The sequence below is a fragment of the Bradyrhizobium sp. AS23.2 genome, assembly GCF_001908185.1.
Classification (GTDB): Bacteria; Pseudomonadota; Alphaproteobacteria; order Rhizobiales; family Xanthobacteraceae; genus Bradyrhizobium.
Genome location: NZ_LGHM01000266.1, coordinates 1 through 4,268, shown reverse-complemented (window position 1 = coordinate 4,268; position 4,268 = coordinate 1). Strand labels below are relative to the sequence as shown.

Annotated in this window: 4 protein-coding genes; 3 read left to right on the top strand and 1 reads right to left on the bottom strand. The window is 58.3% G+C overall.

Translation table 11 applies throughout. The annotated features are described in order from the left end of the window. Window positions 1–290: 290 nt before the first annotated feature. The gene (locus AC630_RS44920; RefSeq protein ID WP_143198705.1) at window positions 291–563 is read right to left on the bottom strand and encodes a hypothetical protein; all 273 of its coding nucleotides are present in this window, start codon (window positions 561–563) and stop codon (window positions 291–293) included. Window positions 564–1,790: 1,227 nt separating this feature from the next. Between AC630_RS44920 and AC630_RS47565 the strand changes: the two genes are divergently transcribed. The 3 genes from AC630_RS47565 to AC630_RS40415 form a co-directional block, all read left to right on the top strand. Then, a complete protein-coding gene (locus tag AC630_RS47565; RefSeq protein WP_245330654.1) occupies window positions 1,791–2,255 on the top strand; it encodes a hypothetical protein in 465 nt (154 codons plus the stop codon). Window positions 2,256–2,617: 362 nt separating this feature from the next. Then, window positions 2,618–2,926 (top strand): hypothetical protein, encoded by a 309-nt coding sequence (locus AC630_RS44915; RefSeq protein ID WP_143198704.1) that lies wholly within the window; start codon window positions 2,618–2,620, stop codon window positions 2,924–2,926. A gap of 744 nt (window positions 2,927–3,670) precedes the next feature. Next, a partial coding sequence (locus tag AC630_RS40415) for a transposase family protein (RefSeq protein ID WP_502691594.1) occupies window positions 3,671–4,268 on the top strand: 598 nt, incomplete at its 3' end.

Genomic DNA, 4,268 nt, shown 5'->3' with positions numbered 1-4,268 from the left:
TCCGTGATCACTTCCAGCCGGCGCGCCGTCACGTCCGACTTAAGCGTATGGTCAAGCATAGACACAAGCCGATCCCTTCAAAGAGATCGTGAAACTCGCCTATCCCGTGTGCCGCGAGAAGGTGGGAGCGGAACGACGCTTACGCAAGTGACAACGCACGGACACGCTGCGGTCGGACGCGCCGAAGATCGCAGTCATACCTTGGCCGGCACGCTGAATTGCAGATCATTGTAGGTGCTGGCGTGAGCAACCGCTGAAGCCGATCTCAAAACGGCTCAGTTCTGCTATTCTCACTTTCTTGCGCTGAACGTCTCGATCAAGATCACGAGGAAGATGACCGCAAGCGCGAAACCCACCGTGCCGATGGCAAGCCAGCTTGTCTCGGTCGAGCGCGACATCTTCGACGCGGCGCCACTAGGCGCGGCAGGGAGAAAATCGCAGAAGTCCAGCCTTATGCGAGGCGCCTCCCCTTTATTGACGGGCTTGGCGGTGGAGTTCTGTACGCCGTGGCCTATCGGACAGGGGAAGCGGCTTTCTTGGCCGTATTCGACCGATGTGTTCATGGCTTGCACAGTTGATGTTGACAGGAGGAGGAGAGAGGAGAGAGAAAGGTGTAAAACCATCGACGTGCGCCAAAGCGCCCCACAGCCCCGCGCCCGCTCCTCTCGTTGAACGGTGCAAGCGTCTCTCTGGTGAGTAGCGGGTAGTTCGCGCCGACCGCTAAAGTTATGTTCGTCGCTTCTGAATCTACGGACATAAGCAGCGTTGGAGTTGCGTTAATTGGAATCAAGGGCAAGCCTCCGGAACTGCGAGGGCGGCTGGCTGCGACAGCTCATTTTGTGGAAGGGCCTAGCTCTCCAGCCTGGCAATCTGCGTGCCAATCGTCGGATTGTGCCGCGCCTTGCTTGACCAAGGATCGGCATGGCGCAGGCGTACTGCCTTGAAATGGCCGCGCGCGGGTCCCGTCCATGGCGGTCATCGGACTTACGGCCCGTCTGCGATTGAGGGACACAATACCGCTTTTGGCGGGCAATGCGCATCGTATGCCCACAGCCGTCCCGCCTTCGACGGATTGCCAGTGGCGTGCGATCGTTTAGGGCTGGGTGTGGGCGCCTGGCCTTGTAACATTACACTGGGCCGACGCGACTTACAGGCTGAGCCTATGCCGGTCGAGCATGTTTCTCCGGTAGATCGTATCAAAACGCACGCCGTCCGGAGGCTTGAGTGGGGCGCTCAGTAGGAGGCGAGCGATAGCAAGCGCTGTGTAGTCGAGCGCTCTGACGCCGCCTGCGAGAACGCCAACTACGCACGGCGTAGCCTGCTCCAAAGCCTGCGAGAGCGACAAAGGCGAGAATAAGAAGTTCTTCCATCGTCATATCTTCCGCTGATCGCAAACACGTTATGCCGACATCATGAGGCCGACAATGTCTCAGTTCGACAATGAACCGCTGAACCGTACAACCTTACGCTACGTATGATTCAAGTCTCTTCGTTCCGAATTTTTAGACTTTTACGTCGTGGTTCGTGAGGATCGCCACATTGATCGCATACTGCGCGTCCATCGAAGCAGCTCGTTCCGCGCATTGTTAGGGCACACGGGCGAACCGCGGCACTCAATAGGTACGTAGCGGTATGCAGAGCCTCGCCCTTGCGGTTTCGGAGGAGGCCAATACCGGTGTTCGATTTAGCGCCGCTCAGTTCGCGAGAGTTGGAGATCAGACATCGCCGGGTTTGGCGTGTGGGAAGGTTATCTAAGCCAGCCAACTAAGATGTTGGCAGAGACCTTGGAGATGCAGGAATTCCGCAATGAACATGGCAACAGCGCAGGTAAACGCCGTGATCGACGGCAACTTCTGTCACACATGCGGAAAGAAGCCGATTATTGGTTATTGAACGCCTCTGCACTGAACCATCCACCATATCCCTCGCGCGATTGGCAGCGATATTGCAGGCTTTCAAACGCATGGCGAATTGGTATCGAGCACAGCTTGACAGAGCGACCGCCTACTAAGGTATCGATGTCGGCTATTTTTCAAGGGCGGGCCGTAAACGACATCGGCATCGGAATGACTTCGATTGATGATAGATTGAGTGAGATTAGATCGGTCCGGAACGACATTTGGCGTTGTCGTAAGTTGCTTCGAACGGAGTTGCCTGATGCGGATCGAAATGTCATTGAGAAGCATCTGCTTGAACAACGCTCTGCATTTGAGCGCCTCTTGGCGATGACATTTCCTTTGACGTTTCGGTTCTGATGGATTCGATGCCTATGACGTGCTCGAACTGTATATTTGAGCGCTGATCATGCACGTACCCTGCCCAGCCACAACCACTTCAGCTGAACCTACCGGATGAGATGGCCATCCGCGAGGCTGCAGTTGATTGACCAACAAGAGCTAACATAGACACAGCGTAGCTGCTGGCAAGAAGGACGTATGGCAGCTCGAGCCCATTATCGCCGAGAGAAGTGGAACGAGTGTAAGGTTCCGTTGATGCAGGGAGGTAGACGCCTGCAGCCGACGCGCGCTCTCCCGACACGCGCACGTCCCCCCGCAGTCGGCAATTGTCCTGTAGGGAGAGGAATGGTGTCGCATCCTACGCGGCTCGAGGCTGTCCCTTGAATTCCTGGTTCGCCGATTCCGCCATCACCGGCCGAACACTGGCGATTGCAATCAGCCCAACGGGGCTGGTGGAAAGTACATTATTAACATCGCTCGATAACGATAGTGCTCTTTGGTCGTTTCGCGGCACTCGTAGACACATTCGGTCAGAGGGAGATGCTCGCTTCCGGACAAATCGAGGGCGCGCAACAACCAGCGGCAAAGCCGAGCATCAATTTCGTGATGCGCCATGCACGCCGATGATTGCTGCGCTTGTGCAAACAGGCCTGCTCATGTCGCATGATCTCGGAAATCAGGCTCTCTGATTACAACACCGCGCCCCTGAACGCAGCCGGATCACAGACCATGGCATCGCCGCTCAATTGGACCACGGCGCGGCTCACCGCAACTCTTCCATCCAATGCGGATAGCATGTCAATGGCGCAATCCCTACCCACGATGGCGGCATCAGCCTTTTCGCCGTTCGCAAGTCTGGCAATGAGAGACACGACAGAATTCATTGGAAAGTAAAACGGTTTTGATCATGTCGCCAGGTTCATACAGCACTGTCGTTCGCTGAAGATGAGTGGCCTTGAGATGAGGCCGCAAGGCGGCTGCGTCGCTCGGCCGCGCGGATTGTTGGCGTCCTTCAGAGATTGTAGAGATAACCGCCGCGGCGGCTAATACAGGGTAAATTGTCTGATCCATTGTAAATCGAGGCTAGCGCGTGGCGCTCCCGCTCGAATGCCGCTCCGCCAAACGTCTGCAGCGTCCTGTAATTCTGCCGCTTGATAAATCTTAGCGCCCGCGCGCGTCGATCTGCTCCAACCACCGATATGGATCATCGTCAGGTGCCGCGAGCGAGGGCTTTCCAGGCCGCAACGTTGTTGTCGCTCTTGCTTTCATCACGGTTTACTACCTCCAGTCCAGTCATTAACGCGCATCGTGGTATGGTATCCGCAGTGAAGTGCGGGGATGTCCCGGGTTCTGTTGAGTATCTGAAGAGGTCGGCGTTGCCCACCTTGAGCCGGTAGGCTCGGGGTGCTGATTCCACAAAGGAGAGCAACGCCATGACGAGAGATATCACACCGGCCGGTTCGCCGGCGACTGGGGCTGTGGACGAAGCGTTTGCCGAAGTGCGGGCGAGCTTCGATCGGTTCTGCCTTGCGGCAGGGATCGAGGCGCTCGGCACGATGATGGAGGCGGAAGTCACGGCGGCCTGCGGGCCGCGCCACGGTCGCGATGCGGCGGGGCGGGCGCACCGTTGGGGCCGAACGCGGGGACGGATCGGTTTCCACGGCGGCAAGATCGAGGTCGAGCGCCCGCGGGTCCGGGGCGTGGACGGCCGCGAGGTCACGATCCCGAGCTGGGAAACGGCGGCGCAGGAGGACTGGCTTGGTCGCTGGGCGATGAACCTGATGCTGATCAATGTGTCGACGCGCCGGTTCGGCCGGGCTGTCCGGCTGCCCGAGGGTGACGTGCCGGCACCGCCCGGATCGGGGGTTTCGAAGTCGGCGGCCTCGCGGAGGTTCGTAGCGCTGTCGACGGCGCGGCTGGCCGACTTCATGGCTACCGATCTGTCCGTGCTCGATCTTCTGGTGGTCCAGATCGACGGGCTGCATCTCGGCGGCGATCTCGTGCTAGTCGCCGCGATCGCGGTTGATGGCG